This is a genomic window from Kitasatospora sp. NPDC057936 (genome assembly GCF_042887525.1).
Lineage (GTDB): Bacteria > Actinomycetota > Actinomycetes > Streptomycetales > Streptomycetaceae > Kitasatospora.
Map to the genome: position 1 here is coordinate 1 of NZ_JBHVPD010000006.1, position 19,553 is coordinate 19,553.

At 73.1% G+C, this 19,553-nt stretch carries 18 protein-coding genes and 1 pseudogene; 8 read left to right on the forward strand and 11 right to left on the reverse strand.

Features of this window, described 5'->3' with window-relative positions:
- Positions 1 to 368: 368 nt before the first annotated feature.
- Together ACFVU9_RS04905 and ACFVU9_RS04910 are read right to left on the reverse strand one after the other, a co-directional pair.
- Positions 369 to 1,487 carry a fatty acid desaturase family protein gene (locus tag ACFVU9_RS04905; protein WP_380437290.1) on the reverse strand — a complete coding sequence of 373 codons (1,119 nt, stop codon included), beginning with the start codon at positions 1,485 to 1,487 and terminating at the stop codon, positions 369 to 371.
- Between the two features lie 7 nt (positions 1,488 to 1,494).
- Positions 1,495 to 2,559: a ferredoxin reductase gene (locus ACFVU9_RS04910; protein ID WP_387589971.1), complete on the reverse strand. Its 1,065-nt coding sequence runs from the start codon at positions 2,557 to 2,559 to the stop codon at positions 1,495 to 1,497.
- A gap of 87 nt (positions 2,560 to 2,646) precedes the next feature.
- Between ACFVU9_RS04910 and ACFVU9_RS04915 the strand changes: the two genes are divergently transcribed.
- On the forward strand, positions 2,647 to 3,786 hold the full coding sequence (locus tag ACFVU9_RS04915; protein WP_380437286.1) for a PucR family transcriptional regulator: 1,140 nt from the start codon (positions 2,647 to 2,649) through the stop codon (positions 3,784 to 3,786).
- A gap of 294 nt (positions 3,787 to 4,080) precedes the next feature.
- Here ACFVU9_RS04915 and ACFVU9_RS04920 read toward each other — a convergent pair.
- From ACFVU9_RS04920 to ACFVU9_RS04940, 5 genes and pseudogenes are all read right to left on the reverse strand, one after another.
- Positions 4,081 to 4,410 (reverse strand): annotated as a pseudogene (locus ACFVU9_RS04920) (ArsR/SmtB family transcription factor); the annotation flags it as partial.
- Entirely contained in the window at positions 4,407 to 4,907 is a 501-nt protein-coding gene (locus ACFVU9_RS04925; protein WP_387589974.1) for an SRPBCC family protein, read from the reverse strand. The gene ACFVU9_RS04925 and the pseudogene ACFVU9_RS04920, both read right to left, overlap by 4 nt.
- Positions 4,908 to 4,971: 64 nt before the next feature.
- Entirely contained in the window at positions 4,972 to 5,721 is a 750-nt protein-coding gene (locus ACFVU9_RS04930; protein ID WP_387589977.1) for a hypothetical protein, read from the reverse strand.
- Positions 5,718 to 6,530, reverse strand: coding sequence for a hypothetical protein (locus ACFVU9_RS04935; RefSeq protein WP_387589980.1), 813 nt, complete (start codon positions 6,528 to 6,530; stop codon positions 5,718 to 5,720). Before ACFVU9_RS04935 ends, ACFVU9_RS04930 begins: the two co-directional genes overlap by 4 nt.
- Before the next feature lie 23 nt (positions 6,531 to 6,553).
- Positions 6,554 to 7,528: an ATP-binding cassette domain-containing protein gene (locus tag ACFVU9_RS04940; protein WP_387589983.1), complete on the reverse strand. Its 975-nt coding sequence runs from the start codon at positions 7,526 to 7,528 to the stop codon at positions 6,554 to 6,556.
- Between the two features lie 197 nt (positions 7,529 to 7,725).
- Between ACFVU9_RS04940 and ACFVU9_RS04945 the strand changes: the two genes are divergently transcribed.
- Together ACFVU9_RS04945 and ACFVU9_RS04950 are read left to right on the forward strand one after the other, a co-directional pair.
- Positions 7,726 to 9,024 carry a sensor histidine kinase gene (locus tag ACFVU9_RS04945; protein WP_387589986.1) on the forward strand — a complete coding sequence of 433 codons (1,299 nt, stop codon included), beginning with the start codon at positions 7,726 to 7,728 and terminating at the stop codon, positions 9,022 to 9,024.
- Positions 9,024 to 9,737: a response regulator gene (locus tag ACFVU9_RS04950; protein ID WP_380490094.1), complete on the forward strand. Its 714-nt coding sequence runs from the start codon at positions 9,024 to 9,026 to the stop codon at positions 9,735 to 9,737. The genes ACFVU9_RS04945 and ACFVU9_RS04950 overlap by 1 nt, the downstream gene beginning before the upstream one ends.
- Before the next feature lie 94 nt (positions 9,738 to 9,831).
- On the opposite strand, the gene ACFVU9_RS04955 is transcribed toward ACFVU9_RS04950, so the two are convergent.
- From ACFVU9_RS04955 to modA, 3 genes are all read right to left on the reverse strand, one after another.
- A complete protein-coding gene (locus tag ACFVU9_RS04955; RefSeq protein ID WP_380499920.1) occupies positions 9,832 to 10,932 on the reverse strand; it encodes an ABC transporter ATP-binding protein in 1,101 nt (366 codons plus the stop codon).
- A 126-nt stretch (positions 10,933 to 11,058) separates the two neighbouring features.
- Positions 11,059 to 11,931: an ABC transporter permease gene (locus ACFVU9_RS04960; RefSeq protein WP_387590243.1), complete on the reverse strand. Its 873-nt coding sequence runs from the start codon at positions 11,929 to 11,931 to the stop codon at positions 11,059 to 11,061.
- 74 nt (positions 11,932 to 12,005) lie between these two features.
- Complete coding sequence (gene modA / locus ACFVU9_RS04965) at positions 12,006 to 12,869, reverse strand: molybdate ABC transporter substrate-binding protein (RefSeq protein ID WP_387589989.1); 864 nt, start codon at positions 12,867 to 12,869, stop codon at positions 12,006 to 12,008.
- A 440-nt stretch (positions 12,870 to 13,309) separates the two neighbouring features.
- On the opposite strand from modA, the gene ACFVU9_RS04970 reads away from it, so the two are divergent.
- The 3 genes from ACFVU9_RS04970 (at position 13,310) to ACFVU9_RS04980 (ending at position 17,138) form a co-directional block, all read left to right on the forward strand.
- Entirely contained in the window at positions 13,310 to 14,377 is a 1,068-nt protein-coding gene (locus ACFVU9_RS04970; protein ID WP_387589992.1) for an RNA ligase (ATP), read from the forward strand.
- Between the two features lie 205 nt (positions 14,378 to 14,582).
- The gene (locus ACFVU9_RS04975; protein WP_380437266.1) at positions 14,583 to 15,968 is read left to right on the forward strand and encodes a cytochrome P450; all 1,386 of its coding nucleotides are present in this window, start codon (positions 14,583 to 14,585) and stop codon (positions 15,966 to 15,968) included.
- Between the two features lie 345 nt (positions 15,969 to 16,313).
- Positions 16,314 to 17,138, forward strand: a complete 825-nt coding sequence (locus ACFVU9_RS04980) for an MHYT domain-containing protein (RefSeq protein ID WP_387589995.1) — start codon at positions 16,314 to 16,316, stop codon at positions 17,136 to 17,138.
- Between the two features lie 87 nt (positions 17,139 to 17,225).
- Here the strand turns inward: ACFVU9_RS04980 and ACFVU9_RS04985 are convergent, their stop codons facing one another.
- A complete protein-coding gene (locus tag ACFVU9_RS04985; protein WP_387589998.1) occupies positions 17,226 to 17,594 on the reverse strand; it encodes a hypothetical protein in 369 nt (122 codons plus the stop codon).
- A 256-nt stretch (positions 17,595 to 17,850) separates the two neighbouring features.
- Between ACFVU9_RS04985 and ACFVU9_RS04990 the strand changes: the two genes are divergently transcribed.
- A complete protein-coding gene (locus tag ACFVU9_RS04990; RefSeq protein ID WP_387590001.1) occupies positions 17,851 to 18,540 on the forward strand; it encodes an RNA polymerase sigma factor in 690 nt (229 codons plus the stop codon).
- Positions 18,541 to 18,545: 5 nt separating this feature from the next.
- Complete coding sequence (locus tag ACFVU9_RS04995; protein WP_387590004.1) at positions 18,546 to 19,502, forward strand: hypothetical protein; 957 nt, start codon at positions 18,546 to 18,548, stop codon at positions 19,500 to 19,502.
- Positions 19,503 to 19,553 lie beyond the last annotated feature (51 nt).

Sequence of the window (19,553 nt, forward strand, 5' to 3'; positions counted from 1 at the left end):
CGGTCCCACTCGTCCTTGCTCAGATCTCCCCGCCCCATGACCAGTACAACGAGCCGATCATGCGACGGTCACAAGATCCGCCGTACAGAACCTAGAGGAGTGCATGACCCCGGCACGGGGAGATCGCCCCCGGCAGCTGCACGGTGATCGCGGAGCACCCGGCGCTGCGCTGAGCCCGAGAACCGGATGCCGCCGGAGCGTCGACGGTGCCCCGGAGCGGAGCCGGCGCCCGGCCTCCTCGGTCCTGCCTGGCCGGGCCGGGTCGACGCCGTGTCGGGCTGCCGTCCCGGCCGCCGTGGTCCGCGGGCCGTCGAGCGCGGCGAGGGCTCCCGCGCGGATGTCGTCACCGGGAGGACCAGTACCGGGCGTCAGGCCGCGATGAGCTCCTTCTCGCGGGCCGGTGTCTCGGCCTTGGGCTTCCTGTTCGGCAGCGAGAGCCGGAAGACCTTGCGCCACGCGGAGAACACCTGCTTGGGCAGCGGCCCGGTGACGTACTCCAGCTCGTACTTCTCGAACAGCGCGCGCACCTTCACCGCGACTTCGGCGTACCGGTTGCTCGGCAGGTCCGGGAACAGGTGATGCTCGATCTGGTGGGACAGGTTGCCCGTCATGAAGTGCATGGCCCTGCTGCCGCTGATGTTCGCCGAGCCCATCATCTGGCGCAGGTACCACTGGCCGCGCGTTTCGCCCTTGACCGACCGGCGCTCGAAGACCTGTACGCCCTCGGGGAAGTGCCCGCACATGATCACCGAGTGGGTCCAGATGTTGCGGACCAGGTTCGCGGTGAACGTGGCGGCGAGCGTGGTGAGGAACGACGGGCCCGACAGCAGCGGGTGGATCACGTAGTCCTTGAGCACCTGCTTGCGGATCTTGCGGCCCACGGCCTTCGCCCGCGCGCGGAACTCCGGGTTCCCGCGGCGGCGCTTGTGCAGGTTCTTGCCGAGTTCGAGGTCGTATGCCGCGATGCCGTACTCGAAGAAGCAGGCGTTGACGAAGTTCCACAGCGGCTGGCCGAGGTGGAGGGGGTGCCACTTCTGGTCCTCGTCGACGCGCATGATGCCGTAGCCGAGGTCGTTGTCCTTGCCGATCACGTTGGTGTACGTGTGGTGCAGCTCGTTGTGCGAGTGCTTCCACTGCTCGGCCGGCGAGACGTGGTCCCACTCCCAGGTGGTGGAGTGGATCTTCGGGTCCCGCATCCAGTCCCACTGGCCGTGCAGGACGTTGTGGCCGATCTCCATGTTGTCCATGATCTTCGCCACGGACAGGCCGGCGGTGCCGAGCAGCCACGCGGGCGGGAAGATCGAGAACAGCAGCACGCCCCTGCTGGCCAGCTCGAGCTTGCGCTGCGCCGAGATGACCTTGCGGATGTAGGCGGCGTCCTTCTCACCGCGGTCGGCGATCACCGCGTCGCGGATCGCGTCCAGCTCGCGGCCGAGCTCCTCGATCTGCTCCGCGGTCAGGTGGGCGGTGGGGTCGATTGCGGTCAAGGTGCCTCTACCGTTCGATGTCGCAGGGGCCCGCCGCGGCGGACACGCAGGTCTGGATGAGGACGCCCGGCTCGGCCTCGGTGATCTCGCCGGTGCGCAGGTCGCGGACGGCGCCCGCCTTGAGCGGCGTGACGCAGCCGAAGCAGATGCCCATGCGGCACCCGGAGGGCATGAGCACGCCGGCTTCCTCGCCGATGTCCAGCAACGGCGTGGCGCCGTCCGCGTCGACGGTCTTGCCCGTGGTGCTGAACGTGACCTCGCCGCCGCCCTCGCCGTCGTCGCCGGCGACGATGCGGGGGCGGAACCGTTCGGTGTGCAGGTGCTCTCGGACGCCGTGTTCGGTCCAGTGCTCCTCTGCGGCGTCGAGCAGGCCCGCGGGCCCACAGGCCCAGGTCTCGCGCTCGGCCCAGTCGGGCACGAGTTCGCCGAGGCGGGCGACGTCGAGCCTGCCGCCCGTGGAGGTGTGCACCTCGGTGAGGCGCAGCTTCTTGTCCGCGACCAGGCCGTGCAGTTCGTCGCGGAAGATCACGTCTTGCGGCCGGGGCGCGCAGTGGACCATGACGACGTCGTCGAACTCGATGTCGCGCAGCATGCCCATCACGGGCGTGATGCCGCTGCCGGCCGTCAGGTAGAGCACCTTGGCGGGCTTGGCGCGCGGCAGCACGAAGTCACCGGTCGGCTGGTCGAGCTGGACCAGCGTGCCCGGTGTCGCCCTGCGGACGAGGTGGTTGCTGACCTTGCCGTCCGGGATCGCCTTCACGGTGATCGTGATGCGGCCGTCCCGGCGGTCCGTCGGTGAGGTGATGGAGTAGGAACGCCACAGGCGCCTCCCGTCGACGTCGACCCCGATCCGTACGTACTGACCGGCAGTGTGCCCGCGCCAGCCCCGTCCCGGCCTGATCACGACGGTCGCAGCGTCACTCGTCTCGGGGTGCACGGCCTCGATGCGCCCACGCAGGTCGGCGCCCGCACGCAGCGGGCTGACCAGGTCGAGGTAGTCCGACGGCAGCAGCGGCGTCGTGACCATCTCCAGCAGTTTCCACGCCCTGCTGCGGAGCGCTGCACTCGTCATGACTCCAGCTTGCTGCGCCTCGAGGCGTAAAGTCCTGACCGTAGGACGTAAATCCGATCGGCTGAGTTGTTCGCAGGGAACAAGAACATGAGCCAAGCAATCCGGAGGGCCGGCGAGCTGGTCCTGGACGAGACGACGGTCACCGCGCTTCGGGCCGCGCTGACGGCCACCGCCGACGAGGTCGTCGAGGCGATCATCGACGAGGTCCCTCCCTACGCCAACGCGCTTTCGGGCCGCATGGGCGGCACCATCCGCCGAGCCGTCCGCACCGCCCTGGGGCACTACCTGGACCTCGCGAGCGGGAACGCCACGGGTGGCGACGCCGGTGACGCGGCCTACGAGCTGGGCCGCGGCGAGGTGCGGGACGGCCGTTCGATGGACGCCCTGCTCAGCGCCTACCGCGTCGGCGCCCGTGTGGCCTGGCGATGCCTGGCAGCGGGTGCCGTGCCCGCGGGTCTGCCCGCCGCCGAGGTCGCCAAGTTCGCCGAACTGACCTTCGCCTACATCGACGAGCTCTCCGCCGCGAGCGCCGCGGGCCATGCCGACGAGCTGGCCGCCCGTGGCAGGGCCCAGGAGCGCCACCTGGAACACCTGGCCCGCGACCTCCTCGCCGGCGCGAGTCCGGACGTGCTGCTGGCCTCCGTTCAACGGGCCGGGTGGCAGCCCCCGGTTACGCTGACCGCGGTCCTGCTGCCCGCCGCCCAGGCCCGGCCCGCCTACCGCGTGCTCGACCCGAGCACCCTCGTCCTCGACGATCTGCCGGACGCCACCGGTGTGCTGCTCGTCCCCGACGCCGACCGGCCACACCTCCTGCGGCAGCTGACCGACCGCACCGCCGTGGTCGGCCCGGCACGGCCATGGATTCGTGCATCCGCCTCGTACGCGCGAGCCGTCCGTGCGCGCTCCCTCTCCTCTGAGATTCGCGACACCGAGGACCACCTGCCCGAGCTGGTGCTGAGCGCGGACGCGGACGCGTTCGCAGACCTGCGTACCCGAGCCCTCGCGCCGTTGCGGACCCTGCCTGTCGCGACCGCACGGCGGCTGGAGGAGACGTTGCGGGCGTGGCTGCTGCACCAGGGCAGGCGGGACGAGGTGGCGGCGGCGTTGTTCGTCCATCCTCAGACGGTCCGGTACCGGATGTCGCAGCTGCGGGAGCTGTTTCCGGATCTCGCCTCGCCCGACCGGGTCCTTGAACTGACCCTGGCGGTCGGTCTTCGGGGCGGCTGACGCGTACTTCGACCGCCCACGACTGTGTCTGGCCGCCTTGCCCGAGCGGCGAACGGTCGTCGGGTGACGGCGAACAGGTAACAGCGAACAGATAACAGATTTCAAAATCTGAAATCTGTTATCTGTTCGCTGTTTGTCGTCACCCGACGGCGGTCACTCCGCCGCCCTCGCCCCCTCCGCCGCCCTCGCCCCGTCCGCCGCCCTCGCCCCCTCCGCCGCCCTCGCCCCCTCCGCCGCCCTCGCCCCCTCCGCCGCCCTCGCCCCGTCCGCCGCCCTCGCCCCCTCCGCCGCCGTCGCTCCCTCCGCGAGGTGCTTGATGGCCAGGAGGCGCCGGTCCCAGGCGTCGGCCAGGTCGGCCATCCAGCGGGCGGTGGCCGTGAGGGTGTCGGGGGCCGGCCGGTAGCGGACTTCGCGTCCGGCGCGATGGGCGGTGACGAGGCCCGCCCGGTCGAGGACGGCGAGGTGCTTGACGATCGCCTGCCGGGTGACGGGGAGTCCGTCGGCGAGCTCGGTGGCGGTCGCCGTGCCCCGGGCGGCCAGGGCGTCGAGGACGTGCCGCCTGGTCGGCTCGGCGAGCGCGGCCAGTACCGCCGCGACCGGATCGCTTCCGTGCTCCGGTGTCACGCGGGCAACTTCGCGACATGGAGGACGAGTTCGGGAAGCTTCCGATCCCATCCGGCGCTGTTCTGCTCGTGACGGGACAGGACGGCTTCGGCGGGCAGGGCGAGGGTGGCGAAGCCGCTCTCGACCATCCGCAGTCGGGTGCCGCCGGGAACGGTTGTGAGGGTGAACCGGACCAGCGTGGAGTTGTCGGCGGCGGGCTCCTCCCCGGCCGCGCCCTGCGACCAGCGGTAGGAGAACACCGCGGGCCGCTCCACCTGTTCGATCCGGGCGGGCAGCGTGCCGTGGACCCCGTGGTCGAAGACCATGCGCCCGCCCGGCCGCAGGTCGATCTCGGCCGGGGCGCCGCTGCCGAACCAGCGGCCCAGGAACTCGGCCCGGGTGAGGATCTGCCAGACCCGCTCGCGGGGTGCCGCGATGACGATCTCGCGTTCGATGCTGTCGGCGGCCGTGCCGTCGGTGACCGTGCTGTCGCTGACCATGCCGTGGATCTCCCCCATCCGGTGCCGTTGTGTGCAAGTCCAGCGTTGCACGTCGATCCGCCGACGTGCAACCCGAAAGTTGCTAGTGGCCCGACGCCTCGTACCGCCGCATCGCCCGCAGTCCGCCGTAGGCCGCGGCGGCCGTCCACGCGGTCATGATCAGCAGGCCCGTCCAGTGGCCGTAGTGGATGCCCGGCTCGGTCCGGGTGCGCATCGCGTACAGGCCCGCGCGGTCGGGGAGGAACTGGCCGGCCTCGCGGACGCCGGGGATGGCCGCCAGCCACGTCGTGCCGAGGAAGACCATCGGCGGGATCAGGCCGAGGGCGGCGCTGAGGTTTCCGAGCATCGCCGTCAGTCCGAGGCAGAAGGTGACCAGCAGCGGGTGGTAGGCCACGCCGGCCAGGAAGCTGCGGGCGAGGCCCGGGGTGGAGAGGTCGAGGCCGGTGGTCGCGGCGGTCGCGGCGAACGAGCCTGCGGTGGAGGCCAGTCCGAGCAACAGGCCGAGCCAGGCGCCCACGGCGAGCTTCGCGCCGTACAGGCGTCCGCGCGACGGGACGGCGGCCAGGGAGGTGCCGATTATGCGGGTGTTGAACTCCTGGCCGATCAGCAGGACGCCGAGGCAGGCCACGCCCACGTGGCCGAACAGCAGCCCGTAGTGGATCGTCGCGGCCGGGTCCTTGCCGGGCGGTGCAGGGTCCCGTCCGGACGCGGCGCCGACGGCGGCGGTGATGCCGACGGTCAGCGCCAGGGTGACCAGCGGTGCCGCCCATTGGGACGGCAGCGTGGTGAACTTGATCCGTTCGGCTCGCAGTGCGTTGTGCATGGTGGTCATGACGGTCCTTGGTTTCCAGAGCAGTTGGCGCGCTCGTGGTCGGCGCTCTGTGGTCCGTGGGCGGTGGCCCGTGGTCGGGCGGCGCGGCGTCGCAGGGCGTGCAGGCCCGCGTACGCGGCGGCGCCCGCCCAGAGCGCCGCGATCAGCAGGCCGGTCCAGTGTCCGTAGGCGACCTGCGGGTCGTCGGTGTAGTGCAGCGCGTACTGGCCGGCGCGATCGGGCAGGAACTGCACCGCCCGGTCTGCTCCCGGGATGCCGCCGAGGAGCGGCGAGAGCAGGAAGACGGTCGGGGCCAGCAGGCCCATGGCGGCGGTGAGGTTGCCGAGCAGGGAGGTCACCCCGAGGCAGAACACTGTCAGGAGTGCGGGGTAGAGCACACCGGCGGTGGCGCTGCGCACCAGAGCCGGCCCGGTCCACTCGCCGGGGACGGTGGTGGCGTACCCGGCGAACGCGCCCGCCGTCCCGACCATGCCGACGACGAGGGCGGCCGCGGCTGCGAGGGTGAGCTTCGCGCCGTACAGGTGTCCGCGTGACGGGATGGCGGTCAGGGAGGTGCCGATCATGCGGGTGTTGAACTCCAGGCCGATCAGCAGGACGCCGAAGCAAACCACCGATAACTGGCCGAAGTTGAGGCCGTAGTAGACGCCGGAGCAGGGGTCGTCGGTGAGGTGGGGCTCCGTGTCGCCGAGCGCGGCGCCGACCGCAGTGGTGATGCCGGGGGTCAGGAGGAGCGCGAGCAGGGGCGGGATCCAGAGCGATGGCAGGGTGGTGAACTTGATGCGTTCGGCGCGAAGGGCGTGTCGAAACACGCTTCCAGCGTTGGTGGTTGAGCTCATGTTGCGGCCGCCGAGCTGGCGCGGTACTCGACGCTCTCTGTCGTCATCCGCATGAACGCCTCTTCCAGGGAGTCCTGTTGGAGGGCGATCTCGTACAGGACCACACCGTGCTCGGCGGCGAGTGCGGCGATCCGTTCCGGTTCCGCCCCGCTCACCTCCCAGGCTCCGTCGTCCACTTGGGTCGCCGCGATGCCGTCCGCGGCCAGCCGGTCCGCGGTCAGTCGGTGCGCGTCGTCGTCGCCGAACAGTGCGGCGAGCTTCGTCGCATCGACGGCGCGGACGCGCACCCGGGGGCGGCCGTGGCGCTCGATGAACTCGGCCGTCGGGGCGTCCCCGAGCAGGCGACCGCGGCCGATCACCACCAAGTGGTCGGCGGTGAGCGCCATTTCGGACATCAGGTGGGAGGACACCAGCACCGCCCGCCCCTCGGCGGCGAGCTCGCGCAGCAGGGTGCGGATCCAGCGGATGCCCTCGGGGTCGAGGCCGTTCACCGGCTCGTCCAGCATCAGGACGGGCGGGTCGCCGAGCAGGGCCGCGGCCACCCCGAGGCGCTGGCGCATGCCGAGTGAGAAGCCGCGGATCCGGCGGGTGGCGGCGTCGGCCAGTCCGGACTGCGCGAGCACCTCGTCCACCCTCTGCTCCGGAAGGCCGTTGCTCGCGGCGAGCCAGCGCAGGTGGCCGCGTGCGGTCCGTCCACCGTGCAGTGCGTGGGCGTCGAGCAGGGCTCCCACCCGCCGCAGGGGGTAAGCCAGTTCGGCGTACGGGCGGCCTCCGGCCGGGCCGCCGCCGCCGATCAGCGCGCGGCCGGCGGTCGGGCGCTCCAGGCCAAGGACCAGGCGCATCGTCGTGCTCTTCCCGGCGCCGTTCGGGCCGAGGAAGCCGGTGACGACGCCGGGCCGGACAATGAAGGACAGGTCGTCGACGACCCGCCTGCCCTCGTACTCCTTCGTGAGGCCCTGGATCTCGATCACGGCCGCGCGCTCCTTCCTGCCGTACCTCTTTGTTCCTCTCGCCGGGCCCGAAGGCGTTCCGGCCGGGCGCCCGTGCCGGTCCTCCGGCGGGTGGCTCCATTGGACCGGGGCGGGCCGGTCCGGCGGATCCCGCCGCGGAGGGGATGCGCCTCCCTCTCGGGAGGGAGCCGGTCGTGCACCGGCGAGGGACGCCAAGGGTGGTGCTGACCTGGCAGGATGACGCAATGCCGAGGTTCATAGCGCCGCTGCTCGCGGGCGCCACGTACGCGCGCTGGCTGCATCTGCTGATCGGGTGGGTCTTCGCGGGCGTCGTCCTGATGATCTATCCCGGGACGTACCGGAAGGGCCTCGCCGAGATCCTGGCGCAGAGTGTCGCAGTGGACGCCGTCCTGCTGGCGCTCGTCGCGCTGGTGCCCGCGATGCGCCGTGCGGAGGGCGTCCAGGCGCGGCTGCTGCTGGTGCCGGACCGCGAGGAGGACATCGCCGCCGAACCGTCCCGCACCTGGGCCGACCGGCGGCGCACGGCCGCCTGGCTGATCGGGCGCGTCGCGCTCGGAACGGTGACGGGGTTCGCGTCGGTGGCCGTGCTCACCGCCGTCTATGCGCTACTGACCGGATCCGACACGGCCTTCGCCGGGCTCCGACTTCCCGACGCACTGGGGTGGTTCTGGCGACCGCTGGCGGCACCGGTGCTGCTCTTCGGCTACGGCTGGCTGGTTGTCTGGGCCGGGCGGCTTCAACTGGCGATGGCCATAGGGCTGCTGAGCCCATCACCGGCGGAGCGCCTTGCGGAGGCCGAACTACGGGCCGAACGCCTATTGGAACGCAACCGGTTGGCCCGCGAGCTGCACGACTCCATCGGCCACGCCCTGACGGTGACGGTGCTTCAGGCCGGTGCCGCGCGCGAGCTCGGAGATCCGGCGTTCGCCGCCAAGGCGCTCGTAGTCATCGAGGAGACCGGCCGCAGGGCCATGGACGACCTCGAACGGACGCTCGTCTTGCTGCGCGAGGCTCCGGACGGAACGGCCGCCGAGAATCCGGGCGTTGAGCACCTTTCTTCCCTCTTCGACACCGCGCGGGCGGCGGGGAACCCGGTCGACGCGTCGATCGACGTGCCCGCCGGCGTCCTGCCCGGGGTGCTGTCCCGCGAGTCCTACCGGATTGTCCAGGAAGGGCTGACCAACGCCCTCAAGTACGCGCCGGGCGAGCCGGTCAGCGTCCGGATCGCCGTCCGGGACGGGCGGTTGGAGCTGCGCTGCGCCAACCTGTTGCGCAACGACTCACGCGCGCGCGGCGGTTCATCGGCTCGGGGTGCCGCGCCGGGCGGCCGCGGTGGGAAGGGGCTGCGCGGGATCCGCGAACGGGCCATCCTGCTCGGGGGCGAGGCCACGGCGGGGACTGCGGGGACAGCGGGGGCAGCGGGGCGGAGCGGGGGCGGCGCCGGCCCTGGTGAATGGGTGCTCGCCGTCCGGCTGCCCCTACGCTTGGGATCGTGATGATCAACAACGGGCGCACCGCCGGGACCGTCGACATCGTGCTCGCCGACGATGAGGAGCTCGTCCGGGCCGGCCTGCGGGCCGTCCTGGAAGCACAGGGCGACCTGCGGGTGGTCGGCGAGGCGGCCGACGGCGCCGAGGCAGTGGCACTCGCCCGCGCGCTGCGCCCGGACGTCGTGCTGATGGACGTCCGGATGCCCGTCCTGGACGGCCTGGCCGCGACCCGCGAACTCGTCCGGCCCCGGGCGGCGGCGCACCCGGATGGTCCGGGGGCCCCGGAGGAGCGGCTGCCGAGGATCCTCGTCGTCACCACCTTCGAGAACGACGACTACGTCTACCAGGCCCTGCGCGCGGGCGCGGACGGCTTCCTGCTGAAGCGCTCCCGCCCGGCCGAGATCGTCCACGCCGTGCGGCTGGTGGTGGCCGGGGAGTCGCTGCTCTTCCCGGCCTCGATCCGCCGCCTCGCCGCCGGCCACGGCAACCCGGCGGCCCGCGCCGCGTTGGCGAGGGCGGCCCTGACCGAGCGCGAGGCGGAGGTGCTGCGGCTGGTCGCCCGGGGGCTCAGCAACGGCGAGATCGCCGACCGGCTCTTCGTCGGCGTGCAGACGGTCAAGACGCACGTCAGCAGCGTCCTCGCGAAGCTCGGCGCGCGCGACCGCACGCAGGCGGTCATCGCGGCGTACGAATCAGGGTTCGTCGAGCCGGCGGAGTAGCAGCCTCGGAGTCCAAATCTCGGAGGACAAGTCTCGGAATAGGCGTCTCGGGGCGGGGGTAGGGGCAGGGGGCGGCGCGGCGCGGGCCCCTGCCTCAGGCCGGGTAGGCGTGCGTCTGGGTGGCCTTGACCGACGCCCACACCGTGGTGCCGGGCGCCAGGTCGAGCTCCGCGACCGCGGCCGGGGTGAGGTCCGCCGCCATCGGCAGCTCGCCGGTCAGGTCCGCGCGGACCTGGTCGCCGTGCAGGTCCAGCCCGACGACCTTGGCCTCCCACACGTTGCGCGCGCTGGAGTCGGGCCGCTCCCGGTGCAGCGTCACCGCGGACGGCGGGAACGCGACGAACGCCGGACCGGACAGCTCCTCGGTGGTGGCCAGCACCGTGCCGTCCGCCAGCTCGACCCGCCGGCCGTCCGCCCGTCCCTGGTACAGGTTGAGGCCGACCAGGCGGGCGATGTAGTCGGTGCGCGGCCGCCGGGCGATCTCCGCCGGGGTACCGGACTGCACCTCCTGGCCCCCCTCGATCACCACCAGCCTGTCCGCCAGCACCATGGCGTCCAGCGGGTCGTGCGTCACCAGCACCGCGACCGCCTCGAACTCGGCCAGGTGGCGCCGGAGTTGGGAGCGGACGTCGAGACGGGTGCGGGCGTCCAGGGCGGCCAGGGGCTCGTCCAGCAGGAGCAGCCGCGGGCGCACCGCAAGCGCCCGGGCGAGGGCCACGCGCTGCGCCTGCCCGCCGGAGAGGCCGCCGGGACGGGAGGCGGACTGGTCCGCCAGGCCCATCCGCTCCAGCCAGACGGCCGCCTCGGCGCGGGCCTCGCGCTTGGGACGGCCCTGGCAGCGCGGGCCGAAGGCGACGTTGTCGAGCGCGCTGAGGTGCGGGAAGAGCAGGTAGTCCTGGAACACCACACCGACCGGGCGCTCCTCGGCGGGGGTGTGGACGTGCCGCGCGGGGTCCGCCAGCAGGGCGCCGTCCAGGCGCAGGTGGCCGCCGGTGAGCGGGAGCAGCCCGGCGAGGGCACGCAGGGCGGTGGACTTGCCGGCGCCGTTCGGGCCGAGCAGGGCGATCACCTCGCCGGGCGCGGCGCTAAGTGCCAGGTCGAGCGTGAACGCGGCCCGTTCGATCCGCAGCCGGGCGTCGAGGGCGGGCGCTGGACGTCCGGGCGCGGGACTCCCGGACGCTGGACTTCCGGGCACGGGGCTTTCGGTGGCCGGGTTTCCTGAGGCCGGGTTCGGCTGAGCGGGGTTCACGGGTCCTGGGTTCATCCGGGCGGCGTCCATGGGGCGGGGGAGCGGGAAGGGGCGGAAGCGGTCATGGGGTGGTCACGGCGTGGTGGACATCCACCGGTCGCGCAGACCGACCAGGACGGCGACGGACACCGCGAGCAGCACCAGGGACAGCGCGATCGCCGCCTCCGGGTCGGACTCCATGGCGAGGTAGACGGCCAGCGGCATGGTCTGGGTCTTCCCGGGGAAGTTGCCCGCGAACGTGATCGTCGCGCCGAACTCGCCGAGCGCCCGGGCCCACGCGAGCACGGCCCCGGCGGCGATGCCGGGCGCGATCAGCGGCAGCGTGACACGGCGGAAGGCCGTCAGCCGGGACGCGCCCAGGGTCGCCGCGGCCTCCTCGTAACGGGGGTCGGCGGCGCGCAGCGCGCCCTCGACGCTGATCACCAGGAACGGCATCGCGACGAACGCCTCGGCGATCACCACACCGGTGGTGGTGAACGGCAGGGTGATGCCGAACGCCGAGTCCAGCCACGAGCCGACGATCCCGCGCCGCCCGAGGACCAGCAGCAGCGCCACGCCGCCGACCACCGGCGGCAGCACCAGCGGCAGCGTGACCAGCGCCCGGATGACCCGTCGGCCGGGCAGCTCCGTGCGGGCGAGCAGCCACGCCAACGGGACGCCGAGGACCAGCGACACCGTGGTGGCGAGCGTCGCGCAGATGAGGGACAGCCGCAGGGCGTCCCAGACGGCGGTGCTGGTCAGCTCCTCGGAGAGGGCGCTCCACGGGGCGCGGACCAGCAGGCCGACGAGCGGGAGGATCAGGAACGCCAGCCCGACCAGCGCCGGGAGCAGCAGCGTGGCCGGGACGCGCGGCGCGTGCCGGCGTCGGCGCGGTGTCTTCCTGGCACGGGACGGCGTAGCGGGTGTACCGGGCGTGCTGCCGGGCGTGCCGGTTGTGCCGGCCAGGCCGGCGGCTGGGCGGGCGCCGGCCGGGGTGTCCCCGTGGCCGGTGCCCGCCCCGGTGCCGTTGTCTCGGCCGCTCACGGTGCCTGGAAGCCCGCCGCGGTCAGGACCTGCTTGGCCTCGGGCGACTGCACGTAGGCGACGAACGCGGCGGCGCCGTCCTTGTTCGGGGCCTTGGCCAGCGTGGCGATCGGGTAGTCGTTCACGGCCTTGGCGGCCTCGGGGAAGTCCACGCCGTCGATCTTGCCGGCGTCGGCCTTCACGTCGGTCTGGTAGACGAGGGAGGCGTCGACCTCGCCGAGCTCGACCTTCGTGAGCGCGCCCTTGACGTCCTGTTCGAGGGTGACGGGGGTCAGGTTGACGCCGGCGGCCTGCAGCGCCGTCAGGGCGGCGGCGCCGCACGGCACCTCCTTGGCGCACAGCGCGACCTTCACGCCGGAGGCGGTGAGGTCCTTCAGCCCGGTGATGTGCTTGGGGTTGCCCTTGGGCACGGCGATGGTGAGCGTGTTCTTGACGAAGGTGGCCGGCGTGCCGCTCGCACCGCCCGCGTCCGTCACGGTCTTCATGGTGGCCGGGCTGGCGGCGGCGAACACGTCGGCCGGGGCACCGGAGTTGATGCTGGCGGCGAGGCTGGAGCTGCCGCCGAAGTTGAACGTGACCTTGGCGCCCGGGTTCGCGGCCTCGAACTTCTTGCCGAGCTCGGTGAAGGTCTCCTTGAGCGAGGCGGCGGCGAAGACGGTGATGTCGCCGGTGGCCTTCGGGACCGAGCCCGCGCTCGCCGTGCCGTCGGCCGCCGCCGAGCCCGCGGAGGCCGCCGGGGTCGTCGCGCCGGCCGAGGACTTGCCGCCGTCGCTGCCACACGCGGTGACCCCGAGGCTGAGGACGAGGGCCGCGGCGGCGGCGACGGCGAGTCTGCGGGTGGTGGTCGTGCGGGAGCCCATCGGTGCTTCCCTTCCTCGGCGCGCGCCGGAAGGGGCGCGGGGATGAGCCGCAGGTGCGGCCGTTACGGTGATCATAGTGCCGCAGATGCGAGCGGAAAATCGTCTGTCGCATTGCACAGGCGGGGCGTGGCGAGGGTGTCTTCCCAACTGTGGGAAGGCTCAAACGTGCACGGACGGTGGTGTCGGGGTGGCCCTGGGGCGGTCCTGGGGCGCCCTGGGGGTGCGGCCGCGGATCGGGCGCTGCCGGAGAGCAGTAGGGGACGGCGCACGGCGGAAGGCATGAGGTGGAAGGCATGCGGCGGAAGGTGCACGGCAGAAGGCCCACGGCAGGGGCGCGCTGAAATTCCGTCGCGCCCGGTGGTCCGAGCCGACAGAGTGGTGGCGGTCCGCGCCCGGCCACCCGGCCGGGTGCACCGAGAACCACGGGGAGGAGCCCGTCCATGTCCACGCTGCGCGTCACCGCCGAGAAGCTGGTCGTCCTGGAACACCCGAATGCCGACGCCCTGGAGCTCGCGCAGGTCGGGCTCTACCGGGCGGTGGTCGCGAAGGGCGTGTACCGGACCGGCGACTACGCCGTCTACATCCCCGAACAGTCCGTGCTCCCCGAGGAACTGATCGCGGAACTAGGCCTGACCGGCAAACTGGCCGGCAGTAAGGCGGACCGCGTGAGGGCCGTCCGGCTGCGCGGCGAACTGTCGCAGGGCATCGTCTGCCGCCCCGCCTCGCTCGCCGGCACCGACCTGGCCGCCGCGGCGGAGCACGGCGAGGACTTCGCCGAGGCCCTCGGGATCGTCAAGTGGCAGCCGCCGATCCCCACGTCGATGAACGGAGACGTCGTCCGCGCGCCCGACCTCCTGCCCTGGGTGGACATCGAGAACCTCAAGCGCTACCCGGACGTCTTCGAGCCCGGCGAGCCCGTCGTGCTCACCGAGAAGCTGCACGGCAGCTGCTGCCTCGTCACCTACACCGCCGCCACCGGCGAGGTGCACGTGTCGTCCAAGGGCATCGGCGCGCAGGGGCTCGCCCTGGCCGAGGACGAGCGCAACCTCTACTGGCGCGCCGTGCGCGCCCACGGCATACCGGACGTGGCCGCCCGACTGGCCGAGCGGCTCGGCGCCGAGCGCGTCGGCATCTTCGGCGAGGTCTTCGGGGTCGGCGTCCAGGACCTGACGTACGGCGCCGCCGGCCGGAGCGAGCTGCCCGGCTACGCCGCGTTCGACGTCTCCGCCGTGGTCGACGGGCAACTGCGCTGGCTGTCCGCGGCCGACCTGCTCGACGGCCGGCTGCCGCTGGTGCCCGAGCTGTGGCGCGGACCGTTCGACCCCGACACGGTGCTGGAGCTCGCGCAGGGCAAGGAGACCGTCTCCGGGCGCGAACTGCACATGCGCGAAGGCGTGGTGATCCGGCCGGTGACCGAGCGCTGGAGCCCGCTGCTCGGGAGCCGGGCGATCGCCAAGGTGGTCGGCGACGCCTACCTGACCCGCAAGGGCGGCACCGAGTACGAGTAGGGGCAGCGGCGGTCTCGGCGGACAGTCTTGCTCGGCGGGTGCGGGTGCGGGTGCGGGTGCGGGTGCCGGTGCGGGGCGAGCGCGGGGGCGAGCGCGTTCGGTACGACCGGGCGCGTTCGATAGGGCGTCCGCCCTCCCCGCGCACCCTTCCGCCGGTGATTACCGGTCAGTTAGGTTGTTGGGGCGCCGTGGAGAAGGAGACCCGATGACGATCGCCGCCGCCCCCGCACCTGCCGTCCCGACCCGCTCGATACCCGGACCGCCCGGCCTGCCCCTCATCGGCTCCGGACTCGACATCGGCCGCCGCCCGCTGCGCACCCTGCGCGACGCCCGGCGCGACTACGGCGACCTGGTCCGCTTCCACGTCGGGCCGATCGGCCTCGGCACGGACCTCTACGCGGTGTTCTCCCCCGAGGGCGCCCAGCAGGTGCTCGGCGGCGAGGCCGCCAACTTCCGCAAGGAGAATGCCTTCTACGACGAGCTGCGGACCAGCGTCGGCAACGGCCTGCTCACCAGCCAGGACGACGACTACCAGCGCCAGCGCCGGCTCATCCAGCCGCTGTTCACCCGTCGCCGGGTGGACGGCTACGCGGACGCGATCGCGCTGGAGTCCCGGGCCCTCACGGCGCGCTGGCACGCGGTGCCGGACGGCGTCGTGGACGCGGCGGACGAGATGTCGCGGTTCGCGCTGCGCACGGTGTCGCGGATCCTGTTCGGCGCGGACGTGGAGGAGGCGGTGGCGGTCGTGCACCGCAGCTTCCCGATCCTCGGCGCCTACGTCCAGGACCGGGGCGTCGCCCCGATCCGCCTGCCGCGCCACTGGCCGACCCCGGGCAACCGGCGGGGCGTCGGGGCGCAGCGGGACCTGTACGCGGTCTGCGACCGGATCATCGCCGACCGGGCGGTGCGCGGTGCCGACCCCGACGCGGACGACCTGCTGACGCTGCTGGAGCAGGCGCGCGGCGAGGACGGCGAGCAGCTGGACCGGGACGAACTCCGGGACCAGGTCCTGGTGTTCCTGCTCGCCGGGCACGAGACGACGGCGACCTCGCTCGCCTTCGCCCTGCACTTGCTCGCCGGGCACCCGGAGCAGCGGCGGCTCGCGCAGGAGGAGGCGGAGAAGGTACTCGGCGGTCGGGCGCCGACTGCCGCGGACCTGGAGGAACTGCCGTACATCACGCGGGTGTTGAAGGAGGCGATGCGCCTCTACCCGGCGGCTTCGCTGATCGGGCGGCGCTCGGTGGAGGAGACGGTCATCGGCGGGCACGTCCTGCCGGGAGGCTCGCAGGTGCTCGTGGTGCCGTGGGTCACCCACCGGCACCCCGACCACTGGGAGGAGCCGGACCGCTTCGACCCGGACCGCTTCCTGCCGGAGCGGGAGAAGGGGCGGCACCGGTACGCGTGGTTCCCGTTCGGGGGCGGTCCGCGGGCGTGCATCGGGCAGCACTTCTCGATGCTGGAGGCGGTGCTGGCGTTGGGCGTGCTGCTGCGGGACTTCGATCTGGAGGTGGTCGACCACCGGGTGGCGCTCGCCCAGGGGATCACGTTGCGGACGGCGAGCCCGATGAGGATCCGGGTGACGCCGCGGTGATCGGGTGAGGGGTGGCAGGGGCCAAGGGGGCGGGGGCCGGCGAACAGATGACAGATAACAGATTTCAACATCTGTCATCTGTTATCTGAAACCTGTTCGCCGTTCGCGGACCGCCATTCTCCGCCCGCTGTTCGCCGCTCGCGCGCCCGCCGGTCCGCCGGGCTGTCCGGGCCCAATCGTCCCGGGGCGCAGAACCGACCCATTCGAGCACACGGTTCCCGCCCCGCGGGCAGCTTTTCGGATCTTCCGCTGGCCAGTGCCGGTCCTCGGTAGCGTCCCACGCATCCCGGACCGGGGTCGCATGAGCGTCCGGCATATGACGGGGACGGGTCGACCGGAGGTCCCATGGGAAGCGTCAACCACCTCGGCTCCGGCTGGCTGACACCCACGCTCTCGTACGTCCTGGCCTGCGCGGGCGCCGCGCTCGGCCTGCGCTGCACCCTGCGCGGCCTCGCCGCGACCGGCGTCGCCCGCAGGAACCGGCTCCTGACGGCCGCCGCCGCGATCGGCTCGGGCATCTGGGCGATGCACTTCGTCGCCATGTCGGGCTTCGCCGTCGTGGGCACCGAGTTGCGCTACGACGTCCCGCTGACCGTCCTGAGTCTGTTGGTCGCGGTGCTGGTCACCGGGCTGGGCCTGGCCGTCGTCGCCTACCGCGGCCCCCGCGGGCCCGCCCTCCTGGTCGGCGGCCTCATCACCGGCCTCGGCGTCGCCGCGATGCACTACCTCGGCATGGCCGCCGTGCGGATGCGCGCCGGCCTGCGCTACGACTCCGGGACGGTCGCGCTGTCGGTCCTGGTCGCGGTCGGCGCCGCCACCGCCGCGCTCTGGGCCGCCGTCACCATCCGCAACGGCTTCGCGGCGGCCGCCGCCTCGCTGGTCATGGGGCTCGCGGTGAGCTGCATGCACTACACGGGCATGGCCGCCGTCCACGTTCACCCCGAGCCCACCCGGACCGGCCCCGGCGGCGCGAGCCCCATGGAGTTCATCTTCCCGCTCGCCGTCGGTCTCGGCTCCTTCCTCTTCCTCGCCGCGGCCTTCGTCGCGCTCTCCCCACCCGCGCAGGACCGGGCCGGCCGTCGCACGGCGGGCGAACTCGCCATCGAGGAGTTCCCGGCGCCTGCCGCGCCCGCGTCCGCGGACCCCGGCCGGCACGACCGGGCGGCCTGAGGGTGCCCGCGTACGGACGCGGCAGGTGTGCGGGCCGGGTGCCGCCCGGTCGGTGCGGCACCCACGGTCGGACCCGCGTTTCGGGGATCAGCCCCGGCTCTGGAACAGCACGCGGGTCCAGGTCGAGTTCGGGCAGTTGCCCCACACGTCCCACGCTTGCGGCCGCGCGCCGATCCACAGGCCGGTGCTGGACGTGCCGTTGGCGCAGTAGGTGATGGTCCGCAGCTCGCCCGAGTAGATGTCGCACTTCCCCTCCCAGCGCCAGCCGTAGTTGGCCGTGATGACGCAGTGGTAGGAGGCGGTGGCGGCGTCGGCGGCGGAGTTCGGGCCGGCGGTGATGGTCTGGTCGGCCGCGGGGTCGGCGGCGGCGGGCAGGGTGGTCGTCCCGAGGATGCCGAGGGCGGCGGTGGCCGCGGCCCCGACCGTGGTGATCTTCCTGGCGATGCGACCCGGCATGGTGGTTCTCCTCGCTCGGTCGTTCGAATCGGGCGGAGTGTCCAGGCCGTCCGGAGCACGGGAGTGTCGGCGGGAGCCGGTTCGAGCCGGTGTTCTGTGGCGAATTCCCGTTCTCCGTACGGACGATGACGCGTTGCACACGATTGAGCGCGTACAGTGAGACGACGAACTATGATGTGAGCTGAGTCACATGTGTGCGCCTGGTTGGGGCGGGCTCCAGCTGGGTGTTCGGGTGCCGATTTCCGGGGAGAGCGGCATGGCGGAATTGACCGATCGATGTGCCGGCGGACGTGATCCGGTCGGCGAACCGACCGATTTCAACCGGGTGTTCACGGAAATGCTGCCGAGGCTCCACCAGGCGGCCGCCTCGCTCACCGGGAGCCCGTTCGCGGCGGGTGACATCGTCCACGACGCGTACCTGCGGATCGCCCGGCGCCCGGAGCGGTTCCTCGGCCATCCGCAGCCGTACGCCTACGTGTTCACGACGATGGCGAACATCCTGCGCGACCAGTGGCGGCGGGAGCGGCGCCGCGTCACGGTGCCCGAACCGGCGGAGCGGGAGCGGGAGCGCGTGGCGGCCGATCCGTCGGGTGGCGGGATGGCCGAGCTCCAGGCGCGGTGGGAGGTGGTCCGGCTGCTGCGCTGCCTGACGGCCAAGCAGGCCAGGGCGGTGGTCCTGGTGGACCTCGACGGCTACAGCGTCGACGAGGCCGCGGAGCTCCTCGGCCTCCACCGCAGCACGCTGGCGGTCACCCGGCGCCGCGCCCACGTGCGCCTGCGCGCCGTCGTCGAGCGCGAGCGGGCGGCGGCGGGCGAGCGCGGCCACAGGGGCGTCGGCCGGGGCGGGGAGGCTGGTGAGGCCGGCTGCGGGGGCGGTGTGCGTGGTGCTCCGACGCACCGAACTGACGGCAAGTCAGCTGATGTGACGTCCCGGCCCGTACGCTGAAAATCGTGATCACGTACGAGGACCGCCGTATGCGCGCCCTGGCCGACGAGGGCCGCTGGCCCGAACTGCTGGCCGCCTACCGGCGGGCCCGAGCGGCTGCGGTGGCACGCTGCGGCGAGCTCTTCGGGGCGGAGGAGGCCGCGCCGCTGGGCCATCTGATCGCGTACGCGGCACCGCCGGAGGTGGCCGTGCGGCTGTTCGACCGGGACGGTGGGCCGGGTGCCGTCGCCGGGCCGGGCGACCACGACGCGGGACCGCTCTGGGAGGTGCTGGCGACCCGGCACTCGTGGCTGAGGCTGGCGCCGCTGCTCGTCCCGGCGCGCGTGCGGCGGCTCGTCGCGCACACGCGGGTGCTGATCGGCGAGGACCTGTCCTACGGCGCCGAGCCCGACCCGGAGGGCGTGCCCATGGTGCTGGAGCCGTGGGAGGCGGCGGGGTGGGGCGAGGGGGTGCGGGTCCGCGACTACCTGCCCCGAGGGGGTGCGCGCAGCGCGGTGCTGACGCTGCCGGCCAGCCGGGAGGGCCTCGGGCCCGTGGCGCTGTCCGACCCGGGGCGGCGACTGCGCGGGCAGCGGGCCACCCGGGTGCTCGCCGAACTGGTGGACTGGGCGGAGGTGGCCTGTGTGCGCGGCCCGGCGCCGCAGGCGGCCGCCCATCTGGCCCGCAGTGGGCTGGTGACCGGCGGGTACCTGCCCTTCGCGCTCGCCGTGCCCGCGCTGGTGCAGGCGGGGGCGGTCGATCCGGCGCGGGGCACGGCGCACGGGCGGCTCGCGCTGTGGCGGGCGCTGGGGGCGATGGCGGGGGCGGACGGCCCGGACCGGGGCGAGGTGAACGCGCTGGTGGCCCGGATGCGGTGCTTCACGTGGTGCGAGCCGGCGGACGGTCTGCGGCACCTGCACCTGGTCCTGGAGGATCCGGCGTGCGGGCTCGCGTGGGCGGTCAGCGGGTCCGAGGAGTTGTGACGGCGGGATTCGCGGTGGGCGTGGCGGGCGCGGTGGCCGGCGGCCGACAGC